The organism is Marivirga sp. (assembly GCF_024636815.1).
Classification (GTDB): domain Bacteria; phylum Bacteroidota; class Bacteroidia; order Cytophagales; family Cyclobacteriaceae; genus Marivirga.
In genome coordinates this window covers 23,915-43,288 of record NZ_JAGXGF010000241.1, presented here as the reverse complement: position 1 = coordinate 43,288, position 19,374 = coordinate 23,915, and the positions used below count along the sequence as shown (strand labels likewise).

Annotated in this window: 21 protein-coding genes; all 21 read left to right on the top strand. The window is 35.0% G+C overall.

The window, feature by feature from the left end; translation table 11 throughout:
* Window positions 1–763: 763 nt before the first annotated feature.
* The 21 genes from Q0L29_RS17435 (at window position 764) to Q0L29_RS17335 (ending at window position 19,308) form a co-directional block, all read left to right on the top strand.
* Window positions 764–1,684 (top strand): polysaccharide biosynthesis/export family protein, encoded by a 921-nt coding sequence (locus Q0L29_RS17435; protein WP_296623743.1) that lies wholly within the window; start codon window positions 764–766, stop codon window positions 1,682–1,684.
* Window positions 1,684–4,083 (top strand): polysaccharide biosynthesis tyrosine autokinase, encoded by a 2,400-nt coding sequence (locus tag Q0L29_RS17430; protein WP_296623742.1) that lies wholly within the window; start codon window positions 1,684–1,686, stop codon window positions 4,081–4,083. Before Q0L29_RS17435 ends, Q0L29_RS17430 begins: the two co-directional genes overlap by 1 nt.
* Before the next feature lie 1,761 nt (window positions 4,084–5,844).
* A complete protein-coding gene (locus Q0L29_RS17425) occupies window positions 5,845–6,372 on the top strand; it encodes an ArsR family transcriptional regulator (RefSeq protein WP_296623741.1) in 528 nt (175 codons plus the stop codon).
* A 397-nt stretch (window positions 6,373–6,769) separates the two neighbouring features.
* Window positions 6,770–7,084 (top strand): hypothetical protein, encoded by a 315-nt coding sequence (locus tag Q0L29_RS17420; protein ID WP_296623740.1) that lies wholly within the window; start codon window positions 6,770–6,772, stop codon window positions 7,082–7,084.
* Window positions 7,039–7,677, top strand: coding sequence for a nucleotidyl transferase AbiEii/AbiGii toxin family protein (locus tag Q0L29_RS17415; protein WP_296623739.1), 639 nt, complete (start codon window positions 7,039–7,041; stop codon window positions 7,675–7,677). Before Q0L29_RS17420 ends, Q0L29_RS17415 begins: the two co-directional genes overlap by 46 nt.
* A gap of 319 nt (window positions 7,678–7,996) precedes the next feature.
* Window positions 7,997–8,242 carry an AbrB/MazE/SpoVT family DNA-binding domain-containing protein gene (locus Q0L29_RS17410; protein WP_296623738.1) on the top strand — a complete coding sequence of 82 codons (246 nt, stop codon included), beginning with the start codon at window positions 7,997–7,999 and terminating at the stop codon, window positions 8,240–8,242.
* Window positions 8,233–8,556, top strand: a complete 324-nt coding sequence (locus Q0L29_RS17405; RefSeq protein ID WP_296623737.1) for a type II toxin-antitoxin system PemK/MazF family toxin — start codon at window positions 8,233–8,235, stop codon at window positions 8,554–8,556. Before Q0L29_RS17410 ends, Q0L29_RS17405 begins: the two co-directional genes overlap by 10 nt.
* Before the next feature lie 223 nt (window positions 8,557–8,779).
* Window positions 8,780–9,016 carry a hypothetical protein gene (locus Q0L29_RS17400; protein WP_296623736.1) on the top strand — a complete coding sequence of 79 codons (237 nt, stop codon included), beginning with the start codon at window positions 8,780–8,782 and terminating at the stop codon, window positions 9,014–9,016.
* A 240-nt stretch (window positions 9,017–9,256) separates the two neighbouring features.
* On the top strand, window positions 9,257–9,454 hold the full coding sequence (locus tag Q0L29_RS17395) for a hypothetical protein (RefSeq protein WP_296623735.1): 198 nt from the start codon (window positions 9,257–9,259) through the stop codon (window positions 9,452–9,454).
* A gap of 102 nt (window positions 9,455–9,556) precedes the next feature.
* Window positions 9,557–9,754, top strand: coding sequence for a hypothetical protein (locus tag Q0L29_RS17390; RefSeq protein ID WP_296623734.1), 198 nt, complete (start codon window positions 9,557–9,559; stop codon window positions 9,752–9,754).
* A gap of 28 nt (window positions 9,755–9,782) precedes the next feature.
* Window positions 9,783–10,010 carry a hypothetical protein gene (locus tag Q0L29_RS17385; RefSeq protein ID WP_296623733.1) on the top strand — a complete coding sequence of 76 codons (228 nt, stop codon included), beginning with the start codon at window positions 9,783–9,785 and terminating at the stop codon, window positions 10,008–10,010.
* A gap of 143 nt (window positions 10,011–10,153) precedes the next feature.
* Window positions 10,154–10,357: a hypothetical protein gene (locus Q0L29_RS17380; protein WP_296623732.1), complete on the top strand. Its 204-nt coding sequence runs from the start codon at window positions 10,154–10,156 to the stop codon at window positions 10,355–10,357.
* 3 nt (window positions 10,358–10,360) lie between these two features.
* Window positions 10,361–10,834 (top strand): PIN domain-containing protein, encoded by a 474-nt coding sequence (locus tag Q0L29_RS17375; protein WP_296623731.1) that lies wholly within the window; start codon window positions 10,361–10,363, stop codon window positions 10,832–10,834.
* Window positions 10,835–11,340: 506 nt separating this feature from the next.
* Window positions 11,341–12,402: an NAD-dependent epimerase gene (locus Q0L29_RS17370; RefSeq protein ID WP_296623730.1), complete on the top strand. Its 1,062-nt coding sequence runs from the start codon at window positions 11,341–11,343 to the stop codon at window positions 12,400–12,402.
* A 39-nt stretch (window positions 12,403–12,441) separates the two neighbouring features.
* Window positions 12,442–13,305: an ABC transporter permease gene (locus Q0L29_RS17365; RefSeq protein WP_296623729.1), complete on the top strand. Its 864-nt coding sequence runs from the start codon at window positions 12,442–12,444 to the stop codon at window positions 13,303–13,305.
* 46 nt (window positions 13,306–13,351) lie between these two features.
* Window positions 13,352–14,617, top strand: a complete 1,266-nt coding sequence (locus Q0L29_RS17360; RefSeq protein WP_296623728.1) for an ABC transporter ATP-binding protein — start codon at window positions 13,352–13,354, stop codon at window positions 14,615–14,617.
* Between the two features lie 131 nt (window positions 14,618–14,748).
* Window positions 14,749–15,540, top strand: a complete 792-nt coding sequence (locus tag Q0L29_RS17355) for a sulfotransferase domain-containing protein (protein WP_296623727.1) — start codon at window positions 14,749–14,751, stop codon at window positions 15,538–15,540.
* On the top strand, window positions 15,541–16,545 hold the full coding sequence (locus Q0L29_RS17350; RefSeq protein WP_296623726.1) for a DUF4915 domain-containing protein: 1,005 nt from the start codon (window positions 15,541–15,543) through the stop codon (window positions 16,543–16,545).
* Window positions 16,542–17,405, top strand: a complete 864-nt coding sequence (locus tag Q0L29_RS17345) for a bifunctional 2-polyprenyl-6-hydroxyphenol methylase/3-demethylubiquinol 3-O-methyltransferase UbiG (protein ID WP_296623725.1) — start codon at window positions 16,542–16,544, stop codon at window positions 17,403–17,405. The genes Q0L29_RS17350 and Q0L29_RS17345 overlap by 4 nt, the downstream gene beginning before the upstream one ends.
* Complete coding sequence (locus Q0L29_RS17340; RefSeq protein ID WP_296623724.1) at window positions 17,405–18,307, top strand: NAD(P)-dependent oxidoreductase; 903 nt, start codon at window positions 17,405–17,407, stop codon at window positions 18,305–18,307. Before Q0L29_RS17345 ends, Q0L29_RS17340 begins: the two co-directional genes overlap by 1 nt.
* Entirely contained in the window at window positions 18,280–19,308 is a 1,029-nt protein-coding gene (locus Q0L29_RS17335) for a glycosyltransferase (RefSeq protein ID WP_296623723.1), read from the top strand. Before Q0L29_RS17340 ends, Q0L29_RS17335 begins: the two co-directional genes overlap by 28 nt.
* Window positions 19,309–19,374 lie beyond the last annotated feature (66 nt).

Genomic DNA, 19,374 nt, shown 5'->3' with positions numbered 1-19,374 from the left:
TATAAACCAATATTCCATCTTTGTGAAACTCTGAGTATAAATTGAGTTCTCTGTGGTTTAATTAATCCGTGCTTATGTCAGACATTGCAAATGCCGGACATTAATCATTTGGCTTCTAGGAAGCTATCTCAAAATTCCTACCCTAGTCAATAAAATGTCCGACATAGGCTAAGATTATCAATAAATCTTGTGGTGTGTGAACAGAAAAAGGAGATTTCTGAAAAAGACTGCTTTAGTAATATGTCTGACATGGGCTAATTTTATAAATTAACTACAACCACCCCGTCCTACGACCCCTCCTTAAAAAAAAGGAGGGGAATAGGGAACTGCTGCTAGCCAGTTTAGAATTTCAATTTTCTTATCAATTCTTGACATATGTCGCACAAGGTGATTTTCTTAGGCAGACTACTAATTTATTACACTCACTGCTGCTCTTCCTCCAGCTGGTGGATGAGGGGTTGTATATAAACCAATATTCCATCTTTGTGAAACTCTGAGTATAAATTGAGTTCTCTGTGGTTTAATTAATCCGTGCTTATGTCAGACATTGCAAATGCCGGACATTAATCATTTGGCTTCTAGTAAACTTAGTGGTTAAAAAGGTTAGAATTAGAAATGAATAACTGGAAGTATAAAGTGTGAATGTCTTGCATCTTGTTTCTTGGATCTAAAATTTATAATCTTAATACTAGCTACTGAAATTTTGCACCAATTATTAATTCTCTAATTATTAATTACTAATTTAAATCCCTATTTTTGTTATTTGAAAAAAGAAATGTTGATTAGAAATTTACTATATATAATTGTAATAGGAATATTTTTCAGTTCTTGTGTTCCTAATAGAGATATTGTCTATTTACAGCACCCCAATGACCCTGAAAAGGGTGAGGTGATGGAATCTGACAGTATTATCCGTACTTATCAGACTTACAATAAAGCCTACGAATTACAGCCTGAGGACATTATTTCGCTCCGAATTGCCAGTTTGACCCCAGCTGAATTTGATTTTGTAAAAAAATACGAAGAACAATTGGGTATAATCAGAAGGTTAAACCAATACAATCAAGGAAATGCAAGTGGTGGTGGTCAAAATATGCGTATGCAAGGTGTTGGTGGCGGAGGTGAAGAAGGTTCTGGGCTTGCTCCAATAATGCTCGACAGACAACAAACCGGTTTTGTATTGGACAGAGAAGGATATCTTGAGTTACCCGAAATCGGCAGAGTGCAATTATCAGGTTTAAGTTTACCGGAAGCAGAAGATTTAATAAAAGAGAAACTGAAGAACTATTTTGAGACTCCTGTTATTAGAATTCAATTGTTAAGTTTCCATTTTACAATTCTAGGAGAAGTCAATAATGAAGGCCGATACACTTCTTTTGATCCGGAAACTAATGTGATTGATGCCATCAGCTTAGCTGAAAATTTAACTGATTTTGCAGATAGAACTCGTTTGAAAGTAGTAAGATTTGAAGAAGGCGAGGCCAAAGTTTACTACATAAATACGCTTAGAGAAGATATGCTGGCTCAAAAGGGGTTTTATTTACAACCTAATGATTTAATCGTTGTACCACCACTTAGAGCCAGACAAACAAGAAATTATTTATTACCCGCTACTTCAACTATTGTTGGCGTAGCAGCTTCTACACTTTCGCTTGTTTTAATCATCTTAAATCAAACCAATTAATGAACGGATTTGACTTTCAAGACGAGGTAGTAAAAGAAGAGAAACCTATCAATTTTCTTAAATATTTATTAAAAATATTAAGGAGATGGCCTTTTATCATTCTCTTTTTTGCTTTTTTCACTACTTTAGGAATTCTATATAATCGTTATGCAAATCCTGTTTATTCCATTAAAGGTCAGTTTATCACAAAAAAATTTAGTGAGAATAAATCGGTTATCCCCGGATTAGTAGATGCGGGTTATTTTCTAGGGGGTACTCAAGAAGTATATGAGGAGATTCCACTATTAAAGTCCAATCAAAAAATAGCAGAAACGATTAGCCGCTTAAATTTTAGGGTAAGCTATTTTGCTCAAGGCTATGTAAAAACGGTAGAGCAAAAAAATGGGAATGGTTATCAGGTGGTGATAGACACTTTAACAGGAAGTACTGTCCCTTATGGCTTTAATATTTTTGTAAATAAAAAATCTGATAATCAATTCAGATTTAATGTCGAAGGTTCTGATCAGTGGGAAAAATTGTTGGAAGATAAGAATTTCAATTACAATCAAACTTACGAGGTAGGAGACTGGATATTTGAAATAAGAGGGGGTAATGGTTCAGCCTCGATGGTCCAGAATAAGTTTTTCTTTGTCATCAACAGAAATGAAAATTTAGTCAGTGAATATAAAAAGCGCTTAAATATTTCATGGCAGCAACAAGGGTCTGCTATTTTGAATATGTACATGGAAAGTGTTATTCCTGAAAAAGACATTCAGTTCATGAATACCTATTATGAGGTAGTGGAGGAGCTGGGCTTGAAAGAAAAGAACCAAAATCTGGAAAACACCATCAATTTCATTGATGAACAAATGGCTATGATTTCAGATTCTATCATCCAATTTCAGGAAACTATTGATGATTTGCAGATGGAGAACCGTGAATTGACTTTGGGGAGCCAAACGATCTTCATGAAGTTAAACGAACTGGATGAACAAAAAGCTGAAGTACTGCTGCAAGAGCGTTATTACGAATATCTAAAAAGCTATATTAATCAAAAAAGATCATCTGGCGTATTTGCTCCAAGTTTAATAGGATTGGATGCCCCGCTTTTAAATGATTTAGTCAACCAGTACATTCAGCAAAAGCAGGAAGATAAAGTTTATCGTAATTCCGAAAACTATAAAAACCCGCTGGTCAATAGGGAAGATAGCATGCGGAAAAGGCTTGAAAAGAATATTTTTGAGGCTTTAAGGAGCTATAAAGAAGTTAATAGAGAAAGGCTCCAGGAAATCAATCAAAAGAGCAATTTCTTAATGGGTTCTATGAGTGAGCTACAAGGAGAAATGCGGGAATTGAGCCGAGCAAAAAGACTTTTTGAATTGAATCAGAATCTTTTTGATTTATTCCTTCAGCGAAAAACGGAAGCGGCTATCTCTAAAGCATCAGCCACCTCAGATTATCAATTGATTGAGGCACCTTCTTATTCTAATAATCCGGTTAGGCCAAATTCTGAACGAAATTTATTGGTGGCCATGGCCTTGGGGTTATTGCTGCCCGTGGTATTTTTCTTCCTTAAAGACTTTACAAATCCACGTATCATGGACAAAGATGATTTGGATAGAAATTCCGATATGCCATTGTTAGGAAATATTGCCCATAAAATTGACGATACCAATACCATCGTAAAAGATAGGCCTAAATCATTGGTAGCAGAGTCCTTCAGGGCATTGAGAGCTAACTTAAAATATCTACAGGGCAAAGATAAAAAGCAGGCCAAATCCTTTATGGTGACTTCCTCAGTAAGTGGGGAGGGAAAAACTTTCTGTTCTTTGAATTTGGCTTATACGCTAGCTGCATCCGGAAGAAAAACCATATTGATAGGTGCGGATATGCGAAAGCCTAATCTGACTGATTTCATTGAGGCTTATCCTGATAAAGGTTTAAGTGAATATTTGGCGGGGTATGCTGAGAAAGATGAAGTGGTAATCAATGGACAGACCAATAATTTATGGTTTGTAGGGGCTGGAGCTGTTCCGCCTAATCCATCTGAGCTTTTAGCTGGTGATAAAATGAATGATTTGATGGTTGAATTGCGAAAGGAATTTGATGCCATTGTAATTGATACTTCCCCTATTGGTTTGGTTGCTGATGCAATGGAATTACTTCCGCATGTTGATCATACACTTTTGATTGTAAGACAAGGGGTAAGTATGAAACAAGCCCTGAGCATGGTCAATGGCCTTTATAATGAAGGTAAAATAAAGCCGATGTCTGTGATCTTTAATGATATTGAATTGCGCAGAAGGGGCTATGGTTACTATGGTGGTTATATCTACGGTATGGGCTATGGTGGTTATGGGTATGGGTATTATGATGAGGATAGGTTGAAGAAAAAGAAAGGGCTTTTTAAGAAGAAGTGACAGGCAGCCAAAGGCTGTTCTAACCGCTAAGGCGCCAAGACGCAAAGAAAACTAAATGACAGCCTAAGGCTATGTAATTAACCACAAAGAAAAACAAAGTTTTTCACGGAGTTTCGCAAAGCAAATAAAAGCCAGCCCACGGTCTGACGCATTTGGCATATGACCGTTTACTGCATTAGCCAGCCCCTGCTTTTAACCACAATGAAAACAAAGCTATTCACGAAGTTTCACAAAGAAAAATGTTGGCATAAGGCTATGATTAACCGAAATAATCACGAAAAAGTTAGCTTATACCTCATTGCGAGAGAAATGAAGCAATCTGACAGCCAAAGGCTGTGTTATTAACCACTAAGGGAACAAAGCTTTTCACGGAGTTTCGCAAAGCAAATAAAAGCCAGCCCACGGTCTGACGAATCTCGCGTCTGACCGTTAAACGGAAATAGCCAAGTTGTTAACTTTTGATTACATCTCTAAAACTTCATCTTCCAGCCAGTAGAAACCACCCCGTCCGCTAGCTAGCGGACACCCCTCCTTTGGGTAAGGAGGGGAGCAGGACACTGCTTCTAGCTAGTTTTGTATTCTTTTTATCCTTTTTAACAAAAATAAACTTTGTGCACAAGCTGTTCATCTGAACCACAGGCCTGCTGCTCCCCTGTTTTAGGGGATCTTCCGCGAGCTCAATGTCGTTAAGTTACGCTTTGTATAAAATTGAATCCTTTTTAAATTCTTGTCTTACTTGAGTGACATTTATTTTTCTTAATTTAGTCCTGATAAGACGTCATATTTTAACACAGGGTGAATCCCTGTGTATAAACAAACTGACCCCGAAGCCCTTTCAGGGCTTTTGTATCTCGATTTTTTTTACGTAGGGCTTCACCCTACTTTATGATATATCAGCCCTTCGGGCCTAAAAATAAACTCTGTGCACAAACGGTTCTTTTGAATCACAGGCCTGTTGCTCCCCTGTTTTAGGGGAGCTTCCGCTAGCCAGCGGATGAGGGGTTTTTATACCTATATTGTTATCGCTCAGCTATTCTCTTTCACCCTAATATTCCACTATTTGATTATATTTTTTTATTTCCTATTGCAAATCAAAAATTATTCTCATAAATTTATAATTGAGTAGTTATTCTACTCGATTTATATCAAGTCTTCGCAGTCTCTTAAACTGAACAGCAATAGAGATTACAAGGATTTTGCTAAAATAAAGAGTAGCCATAATCTCATTGTTTTATGCAAATATTAATCTGTGAGGCTGTCCCCTTGAGGGGACCATAGGGGTGTTGCTTCAGTAAGGCCTATGGAAGGATTAAATCTTGATATAGCAGTCAAATAGCGCTTTGCTAGGTTCCTCAATGGGACTGAAAGGGCGGAGCTGTGGCCCCCCAGCCCGCCAGCTGGCGGGGGAGTTTGCAGCCTGTGTATTAATCATAGCATCAGGGACAGAATTGGATAGCAGGTAACTAGGTCGGACCTTTTTTGATTAGTAATTAATAATTGATTCTTCAACCTTATATCAATTTTTAACAGCCTATAGGCACAAAGCAGGACAAAAGCAGATTGAATAAATATTCCTGCCAAAAACCTAAATAAAAAATAAAACTTCACTAGAATCCTCCATAAGCTGTCGACTTAGGGCTTTATTCCCCCTTTGGGGGCTAGGGGGCTGACTTCCAACTTCTCCCGATTCGTTCCTCTCGGGATCTCCGCTGCGCTACGACAACCTAAACACCTGAAAACTTGTAAACTTGACAACATAAATTGCTAGACACTCTCATCACTTCTAAAACCCGTATAAAGCTTCTACTGAAATTCTTCTTGAATTCTCAGACTAAGAGCTATTTGCGTTCTTTGGAGGGGGAATTTGGAGAAAGCACTAATGCCATTCGTCTGGAACTTAATAAATTTGAGGAAGCCGGTATGCTCAAGGCTGATGTGAAAGGCAATAAAAAAGTGTATCAAGCCAATACCCAACATCCTTTATTTGAAGATATTCATAGCATCATTAAAAAATATATTGGTATTGACCGTATTATCGAACAAATCATTGGTAAGGTAGGAGAGTTGGATAAAGTGTATTTGATAGGGGAGTATGCCAAAGGAGTGGACAGCGGTATTATTGATTTCTTATTGGTAGGCAATCATTTTAATCACGATTATATAGCGAATATGACAGGCATAGCGGAAAAGAAAATTGATCGTAAAATCAGGTTTCTATATATGAACCCGCAGGAGTTTATGGGGCAAGTGCCGACTGCTGAGGCGGGTTTATTGCTTTGGGAAAGCTGATTGGCAGCCAAAGGCTGCTAGTTTAACCACAAAGTAAACAAAGTTTTTCACTAAGTTTCACAAAGGGAGATAATTACGAATTTTGGAATTACGAATGAGAGTTAATTAGTAATTAATAATTATAGAATTAATAATTTCCGTTAGACTGAACAAAATCAATTAAAATCGTTCGTTACATTGAACAATTTTGCAATAGCTATCCAAATAAAAAATTGATTAATGAATTTAATCAATTCCTTAGCGTAAAACTTTGCGTCTTCGCGTCTTTGCGAGAGTTTTTATAGCCTTCGGCTATTTCTTAGTTTCCTTGGTGTATAACTTAGTGTAGCTTTGCGGTTAAAATTAAATCAGCCTTAGGCTGTTTCACTAGTTAAGCAGAAATTAGTATCTTTATTAAATGCATAAAGTAAACCCAGACCCGGAATTTGAGCAGCTCAGCAAACATTTGTTTTGGGAATATGACCGTTCCAAACTGAGCTTTGAGAAAAATGCCCCTTTGGTGATTCATAGGGTATTGGAATACGGCATGCTGGAAGACTGGAAAATCATCCAAAAGAAATATGGCATTCCTAAGATTGCTGAGATTGCCATGAAATTAAGGGATTTAGATAAAATAAGTGCCAACTTTATCGCCACAGTGGCAAATGTTCCATTAGAAAAATTTAGATGCTACATCTTGAGACAATCACAGGAGATACCCTGGAATTACTAAAATCTATTGCTAATTCGGATTTAGGTACTGAGACAAGATTAGTAGGAGGTACTTCACTTGCATTACAATTGGGACATCGAATATCAGTGGACTTGGATTTCTTTGGCAATATAAATCTTGAGCCATTTGAAATTGAAGGTATTCTAAATGATTTTGGAGAAACCTATCCTCTAAAAGTCAGCAAATTAATAAAGATATATAATTGCAATTCCATTAAATTGGATTTGGTACAATACAATTATCCTTGGCTGGAGGAAGCGATAGTTTGGGATAATATAAAACTTGCTGGCTTAAAAGATATAGCTGCCATGAAAATTGGTGCAATAACAGGAAGAGGTAGCAAAAAAGACTTTATTGATTTGTATGAATTGTTAAAGCATTTTTCATTGAAACAAATGATTGAGTTTTACAAGGAAAAATATAAAGATGGATCGGTTTATTTAGCCCTTAAAAGTTTAATCTATTTTGATGATGCAGAAGAGCAGGTTAAAGAATACCCTGATTCTGAACCTGAATTACTATATGACTTAAGTTGGGAAGAAGTAAAATCTAAAATTTTGAAAGTCCATCAAGATTATATGAATTCGATTTGATTTATTGAACCACATAACCTGTCCCGCACAGTAGGTCGGGAGACGCAGAGCCCCTACAAAGAAAGGTTAAAAGGAAAAATTTTGAGATTTAAACAGCATTTACATTTTCGCAATTTAATAACGTTGCGTAAACTTTGCGCCTCCGCGGCTTAGCGAGAAAAATAATCAGCCTTCGGCTGTCCTTAGTGCCCTTAGTGAAAAACTTAGAGTAACTTAGTGGTTAACTTTCACAGCTTTAGCTGTAAAAACCTTTCTCCGATTAGACTTCTTTTGGTGAAATAATGTAGTAACTTTGTAATTACAATAAAGATAAGAACTTATGGAAGTTTCAGTTGTAAAGATTGGCAATTCTAAAGGAATCAGGTTTAGTAAGACTATTTTAGAGAAATATAATATAAAAGATAAGGTTGATTTAATTTTAGAAAAAGGACAGATTATTATTAAACCGCTCGCAAAACCTCGGAAAGGATGGGAGGAAGCATTTAAGGAAATGTCTGAGAATAAAGATGACAAATTACTATTTAATGATGTCTTTGAAGATGAAGGTCTGAACGAATGGAAATAAATCAGTATGAAATCGTTTTAGTCAATTTGAATTCTACAATCGGAAGTGAAATCCATAAAACCAGACCTTGCGTTGTGATTTCTCCAAATGAGATGAATAAATACCTGAGGACCATAGTCATTGCTCCCATGACTACAAGTTCAAAAAATTATCCCACGCGAGTGGAAATAAAACATGATAACAAAATGGGTTGGATTGTGCTCGATCAGATAAGAACAATTGATAAACAAAGAATACTTAAACCTTTAGGAAGACTATCAAAACCCGAGATAAAAGAAGTTAAAAGTATTATAAAAGAAACCTTTGTGGATTAACTTTTTAAACCGCTAAGACGCTAAGAAAAGAAGACAGCCAAAGGCTGTATTGAACCACAAAGACACAAAGACACAAAGAAAATATTAAAAAGTAAGGATCATTGCATCACTTAAATATGTCAGCTACGGTCTGACGCATAAGGCGTCTGACCGTTAAATGGACTAAGTCTGACACTTTCCCTTGCGAAATTTATCATCAAAAAGAAGTTAAAGCTATCAGATTATGAGCGTAATTACTACCACTTTACCGAATATTCAAAATGTGAAATTCACACAATCAGAAATGGTTATTAATTTAAGTAATAATAGGTTTTTTACTGTTCCATTGAATGAATTCCCTAAAATTCAGGCTTTAACGCATAGTGAAAGGGAAGATTTTGAAATCATTGATGATACAAATTTATCCTTTTTAGCTATAGATGATATTTATTCTGTTAATGAACTGATTGGGATAAAATAATTACGAATTGTTGTTAATTGATTATCACTTTAAGAATTAGCATCTTACTTAATACCTACGACTTAGTACTTATAAATTCTATTAAATCAGAACTTTTCCAAGCTAATCTAGCTTCTATCTAATAGAAATTAAGTATATTCAATCATGGAAAATTCATTAAATAATACTCAATTTGAAATGAGCATAAATTTTAGAATTCTCAATTTACAAAAAGAGAATTAATAAAATTTATTGAATTCCATGTGGCAACTTAAAGTAAAATACATACATGAAATACTTAAGATGTTTCGTTATGATTTGCCACAAGAGCAATGGGACGAAATTAGGGAAATGATTGCTCAATATTTTGCGGATAAAGTCACTAAAGAAGTAGATGCACTTTGGGACGAAAAAGGCTGGAGTGAAGAAACAATGAAGGAATGGGCTAAAGGGAATTGAAAATTAGGAATTTTGTAATTAATAATTAGACTACCAAGGATTGAAACTAAATGAATATATTATTGAGTTATGTAATTAGTTTAAAATTAAGTATATTCAATTATGCAAAATAAATTGAAAACACCTCTAAGCAATGTTCAACAGGAGCTTTTAAAGCTTTTTGCTGCCGATGTGCCTGACCATCATCTTGAAGAGCTGAAGTTAGAAATGTCTAAATTTTTACTTAAGAAAACTAGAGAGGAAGCGGATAAAGCTTGGGAAGAAAAGTCTCTTTCTGATGAGAGAATAATTAATTATTAGTAATTCGTAAATTAATAATTTAAGCAATATGAAAACCGCACTGCAAATAGATCTTACTTTCGATCAAATTCTTTCTTTAGTGAAGCAATTGCCAAAGAAACAAAAAATTAAGCTATCTAAGGAGTTAGAGAAGGAAGTAATTGATTCTAAACTAACTCGCCTACTTGAAACTTTCAAAACTGATGAATTGGATTTAAAAGCAATTGATGAGGAAGTTGAGATTGTAAGAAAATCAATTAATTCTAGAACAGCCTAAGGCTGAATTGAACCACGAAGTCACCAAGACACAAAGAATTAAAAACACTTAAAACTTATTACCTACTACTTATTACTTTTTGTAAATCAGAACTTTTCCCAGTAATTCAAGCTTCTAATTATAGAATTTAAGTATATTCAATCATGGAAATAGAAAGAACAAAAGATGAGATACTCGTCAGGCTTCCATCAAATATAGATTTATCTGAATTGCAGGATATGTTGGATTATTTGAGGTATAAGGAGCTAACTTCAACTTCAAAAGCAAAACAATCAGATGTTGATAAGCTTGCAAAGGAAGTCAATGCTTCTATGTGGAAGAAAATAAAGAAAGAAAGAAAGTTGTAGAAATTGAAAATTACGGTTGATTCTAATATCGTATTTAGTGCAATTTTAAATCCAAATAGCAGTATTGGACAGATTTTAATTAATGGGTCTAAGTATTTTGATTTTTATTCAATTAATTATTTAAAGGAAGAGATATCAAATCATTCCCAAAAGATTTTAAAAATCACTGGATATTCAAATGACAAGTTTGAGGAAATCTATGATTTAATTATTACTAAAATTCGATTTGTAGATGATGTTCTTCTTTCTGATTCATCATTAAAGAAAGCATACAAATTAACATCTGATATTGATGAAGATGATACACTTTTTGTCGCACTAAATAACCATTTAAAATCATTACTTTGGACAGGAGACAAGGTGCTGGTAAAAGGATTAAAAGATAAAGGTTATCTCAGGACTATTTCCACCTCAGAACTTCATGAACTTCTACTAAAAAAGAAATTTAAAAGTAAACGAAAACCTAAAAATCCTTAAAACCTAAAAACCCGATAACTTGTCAACCTAATAACTTGTCAACTTAATTAATGCTATTCAATTCCTTGTAATTTGCTTTATTCCTACCACTCAGCTTTCCCGATAAATACGGGATAAATTGGCTGTATTGGTTTGAAAGCCTAAGGCTTTTGGGTGACTCTCGCAGAGACGCTAAGACGCAGAGACCTCGCAACGTTAATAAAAAAGGAGCTTTTGAATACATCCAAAATAATTATAAATTTATATTTTTCTTTGCGTAAACTTTGCGCCATCGCGTCTTAGCGAGAAATTTTCACAGCTTTAGCTGTCCTTTCCCGATAGATCGGGACAAGTGGTGGTAAAAAAAATAATCAGCTTTAGCAGATATTTTCTCTGTGACCTCAGTGAAAATCTTAGAGAAACTCTGTGGTTAAACCTTTCACAGCTTTAGCTGTTCTTTTGTTCTCTTTTTGTCACTTTTGTGGTTAATCAAAAACAGCTTTTGCTGTTAATAAAAAAATATACATTTGAAAAAAATACTTGTTACCGGCTCTGCCGGATTTATTGGATTCCATCTAACTAAAGCCCTCCTTGAGCGAGGCGATACCGTTATCGGCTACGACAACATCAACGATTATTATGATGTAAACCTCAAATACGGCCGCCTCAACGAGCTCGGCATCAAAAGAGAACTTGTTGAAGATCATCAATTAGTACCCAGCGAGCAATATCCTAATTTCCAATTTGTGAAAGCCGACCTTTGCGACAGAGAATACCTCTACCAATTATTCGAAGAAGAGCAATTTGACCATGTCATCAACTTAGCAGCACAAGCAGGCGTTCGCTATTCAGTAGAAAACCCACAAGCATATTTGGATGCTAACGTACAAGGCTTTTTGAATATTTTAGAAGCTTGCAGACATTACCCTGTAAAGCATTTAGTTTACGCCTCTTCGAGCTCTGTATATGGAAGCAATACGCAAATGCCATTTTCGGTGCACCATCATACCGACCATCCATTGTCACTCTATGCTGCCACTAAAAAGAGTAATGAAATGATGGCGCACACCTATAGTCATTTGTTTAATATTCCGACAACAGGCATTCGTTTTTTTACCGTTTATGGCAGTTGGGGAAGGCCTGATATGGCTTTGTATCTATTTGCTGAAGCCATCTGGAAAGGGGAGACAATAAAAGTATTCAACCATGGTAATATGGAAAGAGATTTTACTTTTGTGGGGGATATCGTAAAAGGAGTGATGGCCGCATTGGATAAACCTGCCCAAAGCAATAAAGATTTTGATACTGGCTTGCCTGATGCCGGCAGTTCAAATGCTCCCTACAGATTATACAATATAGGAAATAACAAACCTGTTAAATTAATGGATTATATTGAGGCATTGGAAAATGCAATGGGTAAAACTGCAGATAAAGAATTCTTACCCATGCAGGCGGGTGATGTGCAAAAAACTTATGCAGATGTGCAGGATTTGATCAATGATTTTCATTATCAGCCAAATACAGAGCTTAAAAAAGGAATACATGAATTCGTGGCTTGGTTCATGAATTATCAAATAAATCTATTATAAAGTAAGATTTAACGTATAAAGGGCTTCAACAAAGTGAAAATGGTAAAAGAAAAAATTCAGGATAAAGAGCAGTGGGACATAGAAATTAAGCCTGAAACCTCAGCAATATCCCTTAATTTCAAGGAATTATGGAGATACAGAGATTTGCTATTAATGTTTGTGAAAAGAGATGTTATCACTGTTTACAAACAGACCATTTTGGGGCCTGTTTGGTTCGTGTTACAGCCTATCTTAACTACGGCTATCTATGTTTTAGTTTTTGGGAACATAGCCAAAATATCTACCGATGGATTACCAAAAGTTTTGTTTTACCTATCGGGTATAGTAATATGGGGGTATTTTGCAGAGTCTTTCAATAAAACCTCTAATACCTTTAAAGAAAATGAAGGAATTTTTGGTAAGGTGTATTTTCCACGTTTAATCACACCATTGAGTCAAATAACCTCAGGTCTTCTAAAATTTGTGATTCAGTTTTTGTTTTTTTTAGCTGTATACAGTTACTTTCTGATAATTGGGACACCCATTGAACCTAACTATTATGTCATCTTGATTCCGTTATTGATTGTTTTAATGGGCTTTTTAGGATTGGGTTCTGGAATTATTTTTACTAGTTTAACAGCCAAGTACAGGGATTTGAAATTTTTGATCACTTTTGCGGTGCAATTACTGATGTATGCCACGCCTGTAATTTACCCTTTATCTTCAGTTCCTGAGCAATATAAAATATTCCTTTTGATGAACCCGATTACGCCAATAGTGGAAACTTTTCGTTTTGCTCTTCTGGGAACGGGCCAGTTTAGTTGGTTGTATTTAGCCTATTCATTTTTATTTACTGTGGTGGTCCTTTTCTTTGGGATTATTATTTTTAATAGGACTGAGCGAAACTTTATGGATACAGTTTAAGTATTTTTTTTGGTTATTTTAATGAGATAATAAGAAGTAAACACAAATGTCAGATATCGTATTAAAAGTTGAAAATTTATCTAAACTTTACCGGCTCGGGGAAGTAGGAACTGGAACCATTTCTCATGATCTCAATCGTTGGTGGGCTAAAATAAGGGGTAATGAAGATCCATTTGGTGTGATCGGCTCCACTAATGATAGAACACAAAAAGCAGAGAAAGGTGAAAGTGTCTGGGCAATAAAGGGTATTAATTTTGAAGTAAAAAAAGGGGAGGTGCTTGGAATCATTGGAAAAAATGGCGCAGGCAAGAGTACACTCTTGAAAGTCTTGTCCAAAATTACAGCACCTACTACTGGAAATATAAAAATCAAAGGTAGAGTAGCTTCTTTATTAGAAGTAGGAACAGGTATGCACCCTGAAATGACGGGGAAAGAGAATGTCTATCTCAATGGTACGATTCTCGGCATGACTAAAAAAGAGATTGATTCCAAATTTGAAGAGATAATGGAATTTGCCGGTTGTGCAAAGTACGCTGACACACCTGTAAAACGTTACAGTTCAGGTATGAAAGTGCGATTGGGCTTTGCTGTGGCAGCGTTCCTAGAGCCGGAAATTCTAATTGTGGATGAAGTATTAGCCGTTGGAGATGCCGAATTTCAGAAAAAGGCCATAGGCAAAATGAAGGATATTTCTTCAGGAGGTGGAAGAACGGTGTTATTTGTGAGTCATAATATGGGCAGTATACGCAAGTTATGCAATAGAGGAGTATTATTAGTAAATGGAGAAATTAGTTATTCGGGGAATATTGAAGCAGTAATTGACAATTATCTCTCAGAAGGGAAAGGTGATTTGGGAGTACCTCTAGTAAAGTTTAAAGAAAGCAACGGCGTTTTTCAACCTATTCAACTTCAGATTAAAAATAGAAGTTCCGATGAATTGACTAATACTTTTTCCAGCGATCATGCCATTCTTATTCAGTTCTCTTACCGAACCACAGAAGAACTTCATAATATGCGAATCGTACTTGCTATTCTGGCACAAGATGACCAGATATTATTTACCTATTCTTCTCACAGCATTGAGCCAGCCTTAAAAGAACCAGGGGAATATGTTGTTTCCTTTACCATTCAACCAGAGCTTTTTAACACAGGTAATTATAAAATAAGGTTGCATGCTGGTCAGCCAGGTATTCAACTATTAATGAAGCCTGATATAGTAGGTTCATTCTCTGTGGAAAAATTTCAAAAGAGCTCCAATTACAATCCTATGATGCCTGGGTACTTCGCTCCTGAGTTAGAAGCCAGTTACTAGAATTCAAGCGGTGCTTAAAAGCAGTTACTTATTGAAACAGAGCCCCAATTTTTGCATAGTTCAAAACAATTGGAACAGGTTGGATTTCAAAACCTTGACATACGGCCACTATACATATAGAAAATGAACATATGATTAGAGAAATAAAAAAAAGACTTTTTGGGGACAAGACTAGTTTAGACGACCAATTTAGAAAAATGGGCTTTACTGCGTTATCAGAAAAGACTGAAAATGACGTATATATAATGGGATATCCAAAATCCGGAACGACTTTGATGAAAGTAATTGTTGGCTATTTAGCCTATGGGATTACAAAACCTGTCGATATTAACTTAATGCATCAGTTGGTAACGGAAGAGTATAATTTCCCCTATTATTTGAGATTGGGTGAAAGACATTTTTTTAAAAATCATGAGTTACCTAAAAAAGAATACAAAAATGTGATTTATTGCATCAGAGATGGACGTGATGCTATTTTATCCTATTATCACATGCTTAAAAACACGGGAAAGTCGGATTTAAGGATTTCAGACCTGTATCAAAGTGATGGGAAGACTCCATTTGGGAATTGGAATGAACATGTACAAAGTTGGTTAGATAACCCTTTTGACTCTAACATTATTTTTATTAAGTATGAAGATATGTTAACGGATAAGGTAAAAGAAATTGAAGGTTTAGCTTCTTTTTTAGGGATAGAGAACTATGATGCTAAATTAATTGCAGAATTGACCTCTTTTGAAAGTATGAGAAAAATGGAGAATGGTATTGGTTGGTCTAGAAGAAAGAAACTTAAAAAATTTGAGAAAGGTTCATTCTTTGTTAGAAAAGGGAAAGTTGGAGAATATTCTGCTGAAGTAGACGGTAGGGTTATCGATGAATTTGACACTAGAAATTTTCAGTTGTTAAGAAAACTTGGTTATTGAATGAAACTACTAATTTCTTGTGTAGGAGCCTATCAAAACTCTGGATTAGGTACTGGCGGTTTGGTTGCTGTTGATACTGAAAGTCGCACAATAGATACAATAGACTTTCTGGATTCTACCGGACTCACCGCTCACAAAAATTTAGTTTTTAGATTTGTGAGAGCTATGAAGTGCCTTATTATTTATGATCAAGAAGGGTTTAGATCTCGCATTTTTCTAAGAGAAGCAAATGATGTTCATGATATACAGATTATAAATGACAAAATACATGTTGTTTCAACAGGCATTAATTCGGTTCAGGTATACGATTTTTTAGGGAACTTTGTCGAGGAGATTAACCCTGGGGGGAAAGGAGATGCCTGGCATATTAACTGCATTGAGAGTTATCAAGATGATTTATATTTTACGGCATTTGGTGCATTTAATACACATAGAGAATGGAATAATAATAGTTTAAAAAATGGGTTTATCTTTTCGTTAAAAGGTATGACTCCTATTATTAAGGGGCTCAGCGGGCCACATCATCCCAGATTGATTGATAAGAATTGGTGGGTTTGTGATTCCCATAAGCAATGCGTAAATGTATATGACTTTGCTACTAATTCTTTGTTAGCAATAATCAATCTTGGTGGTTTTACTCGGGGTATGTTAGAAACGGATGATTCTGTCTGGGTTGGAGTTAATGCGGATAGAAAAAAGAAAGATAGATTGAATGGACAAATAGTTGCTCTTGATAAAAGCAATTTTAGTGTTATTGAACAGATTGAAATCCCTTTGCCTGAGATTTATGATGTAATAAAGATACCTGAAGAGTTTTATGAAGCTTTACGGGAAAAACGCGAATCTTTTAACCTGGCTTCTGAATCTGACCATGCTACTATATCAGTAAACTTTGCAAATCAAATCACTCTGATGGAAAAACAGCTGATCGAACTAAGAGGTAAATTAAAAAAGAAAAGTATAATTATTAAATTAAAGTCAAAGATTAAATCAATGATTTCATGACTTGGGAAGATACGATTAAGATGATTCGAAAGGATCCATTCTACGAAGACTTGGTAAGGAATGCCTATTTTGAAGAGGACTTATCTTTGAATCTTCAAAGATATAAGCAGGATTTAGAGTATTCTGAAATAAAAGCATGGCTTAATGAGCTGGGCTTCAATCAAGGTAAAATCCTTGATATTGGAAGTGGTAACGGAATCAGTGCCGTTTCTTTTGCTTTGGATGGCTTCCAAGTAGATGCGGTTGAACCTGATCCAAGTGATACTATAGGAGCTGGAGCAATCAGATGGTTGAAAAATCATTATGGCTTAGGTAATTTATCTGTTCATGAAAGCTTTGCTGAAGATATTGGTTTCCCATCTGGTACGTTTGATTTGGTTTTTGTTCGTCAGGCATTACACCATGCCAATGAGCTTCAGAAGTTTGTCGAAGAATCATATAGAGTGCTAAAACAGGGAGGATATATGATTACTGTAAGAGATCATGTGGTTTTTGATAAAAAGGATAAGGAGTGGTTTCTAGAAAGCCATCCGTTACATAAATTCTACGGGGGAGAAAATGCTTATCATCCAAAGGAGTATGAAGAAGCTTTTCAGAAAGCCGGTTTTTCAATGAAAAAGCGATATAAATATTTTGATACGCCTGTTAATTATTTTCCGGCGAAAAAAGAACAAGTTGATCCACAAGTCAAGCTTGGCAAGCTTAAAGATACTTTTAGAACAAAATATTCAATTATAAGTCGGTTTCCTCTTGCATTCGAAGTCTACATTTCATATCTAAAATTTAGAGGTGTTTCATTTGAAAATAACGAAATGAAGATACCTGGTAGAATGTATTCATATATTTTGAAAAAAGACTAATGAAAATATTAATTATAGGTTCAAAAGGCTTTATTGGGTCTCATGCATTCAGTTTTTTTAATTCATTGGATTATAATGTTTTTGGTTGCGATGTAGTAGTAGACTATAATGATCCGAAGTATTTTCAAGTAGATGCATCAAATTCTGATTTTACTGAAATATTTAGAAAAACAGAATTCAATATATGTATTAATTGTTCAGGAGCTGCAAGTGTTCCTGATTCTATGCAACGTCCACAGCGTGATTTTCAGTTAAATGTTGTAAACGTAGCCAAACTTCTTGAAACGATAAGAAATTATTCTCCTTTATGTAAATTTCTTAATTTGTCATCGGCTGCTGTTTATGGTAACCCTCCCATGTTACCAATTAATGAAAGTGCCCCTATGCAGCCTATCTCTCCATATGGGCTTCATAAGGAAATGGCAGAACAATTATGTGCTGAATATCATGATTATTTCAATATCAATACTTGTAATCTTAGGATTTTTTCGGCCTATGGACCAGGATTGAAGAAGCAGTTATTTTGGGATCTGTATCAAAAAAGCAAATCAAATATTCATTTAGAATTATTTGGAACTGGAGAGGAAACCAGAGATTTCATATTTATTGATGATATCATCATTGCTATTGATATTGTGGTTAGAGTAGGGGAATTTAATGGGGAGGTATTAAATTTAGCTTCAGGAAGAGAAGTTCGGATAAGCGATGCTGTAAAACTATTTTTTGAGGCGCTTAAGTGGGATGGTACATATTCTTTTCAAGGTGAAGGTAGAGAGGGTGATCCTAAACGATGGTGTGCAGACATAAGTGAGCTTAAAAATTTAGGATTTGAAGTGAAATATGAATTAAAAACTGGACTTATTAAATATATTGAATGGCTACCAGCAGAAGAGCGAAAATAGGGTTAATTTATAGTTATAATGAAAATTGGATAGGTGGGACGTATTATATCTTAAATATAGTAAAGTCTCTAAATTATTTGCCTGAGAAAGAAAAGCCAGTAGTAATAATATTTACAAAGACTATTGATGAGTTTTTACAGCTCCAAGAAGTTACTAGTTACCCTTACTTGCAACATGAGCTTCTTGTTAACACTAATAAATGGCAAAAAAAAGCTAATAAGTTGACCGAGAGACTCTTTGGTAAAAAGTTTTTTGGAAAAATATTTGGCTCAGATGAGATTGATTTCGTTTTTCCAAATCCTCCTCAGGTTCCCATTTTGCAAAATCTGAAAAGAGTATCTTGGATACCTGATTTTCAGCATATCCACCTTCCTCAGTTTTTTTCGGAAGCAGAAATAAAAAGAAGAAATGAGCATTTCTCAGGTATTGCAAAGAATGCTGAGGTGCTGGTTTTAAGCAGTTTTAATTCATATACAGATTTTAAAAATTTATTTCCATCTTCAGATATTTCTGAAGTGATTTTGCCTTTCGCAGTTGTTAACCCTGATCTGAAATGGCCGATAAAAAAGGTTAAGTCGAAATATAGCGTAGAAGGCGATTACTTCTTTTGTGCAAATCAGTTTTGGAAACATAAAAATCACAAACTTATTTTTGAAGCATTAGTTTTAGCAAAGAAGGAAGCAGAAGATATTAAAATTATCTTTTCTGGTAAAGAAAGTGATTATCGAAGTCCAGAGTATTTTAATGAATTACAAACTTTTATTAAGCAAAATAAATTGGAGTCAAATGTAAAGTTTTTAGGGTTTTTGGACCGTGAAGATCAACTTCATTTATTGAAAGGAGCAAAAGCGAATATACAACCGTCATTGTTTGAAGGATGGAGTACTGTTGTAGAAGATTGTAAATCATTAAATCAATACTTGATTGTCTCTGATATTGAAGTACATAAGGAACAACTTCAAAATTATAAGAATAAATCCTTTTTTGATCCTTTAAACTAGCAAGAATTAGCTCAATTGATGATTGTGTTCTGGAAGTCTGATATTGAAAAAGAAGATTATTTTTAT